The following is a 1,041-nucleotide window of genomic DNA, read 5'->3' on the forward strand; positions in this document are numbered from 1 at the left end:
CGAAAGGAGGCCCGCCGCGTGGTCCGCCAGGAGGGAGGCGACGGTCTCGTTCGCGTCGCCCTTGGTGTGGCCGATCAAGCCCACCGGGCCGCGCTTGATCCAGCCCGTCACGTAGGTCGACGGCACGACGCGCCCCGCCTCGTGCGGAACCGTGCCCGAGCCGACGTCGAAGGGCAGCTTCGCCAGCTCCTCCGAGTAGTAGCCGACCGCACGGTAGACCGACTGGACGTCCCAGTCCTTGAACTGCCCCGTCCCCCGGACGTTCCCGGTCCCGTCCAGCTCGGTCCGCTCCGTCCGCAGTCCGACGACCCTGCCGTCCTCGCCGAGCACCTCCACGGGCGACTCGAAGAAGTGCAGGTAGAGCCGGTGCGGCCGGTCGCCGACGTCCCGGATGGCCCAGTTCTCCAGCGTCGAGGCGACCATGTCGGCCTGCTTGTTGCCGCGCCGGGTCGCGATCGAGCCCTCGTCGTAGTCGATGTCCTCGGGGTCGACGATGACCTCGATGTTCGGCGAGTGGTCGAGCTCGCGCAGCTCCATCGGGCTGAACTTCGCCTGCGCCGGGCCCCGACGCCCGAAGACGTGCACCTCCAGGGCCTTGTTCTGCTTGAGGCCCTCGTAGACGTTGGCCGGGATCTCCGTCGGCAGCAGCTCGTCCGCCGTCTTGGCCAGCACCCGGGCCACGTCGAGCGCGACGTTCCCGACGCCCAGCACGGCGACCTTCTCGGCCGTCAGCGGCCAGTCACGCGGGACGTCGGGGTGACCGTCGTACCAGAAGACGAAGTCCGCCGCGCCGTAGGAGCCGTCCAGGTCGATGCCGGGGAGGTCGAGCGCGCGGTCGGCGTTCGCACCCGTCGCGAAGACGACGGCGTCGTAGAACTGGTGCAGCTCGTCGAGGGAGAGGTCACCGGGGTAGTCGACGTTCCCGAAGAGGCGTATCTGCGGCTTGTCGAGGACCTGGTGCAGCGCGGTGATGATGCCCTTGATCCGGGGGTGGTCGGGGGCGACGCCGTAGCGGATCAGGCCGAACGGGGCGGGCATCCG

General features: G+C 70.1%; 1 protein-coding gene. It reads right to left on the reverse strand.

The window, feature by feature from the left end; genetic code table 11:
* The coding region (locus ABIA32_RS33510; protein WP_370103648.1) for a pyridine nucleotide-disulfide oxidoreductase at positions 1 to 1,041 on the reverse strand (1,041 nt) is incomplete at both ends.

Origin of the sequence: Streptacidiphilus sp. MAP12-20 (genome assembly GCF_041262525.1) — a bacterium.
In the GTDB taxonomy this organism is placed as follows: Bacteria; Actinomycetota; Actinomycetes; order Streptomycetales; family Streptomycetaceae; genus Streptacidiphilus.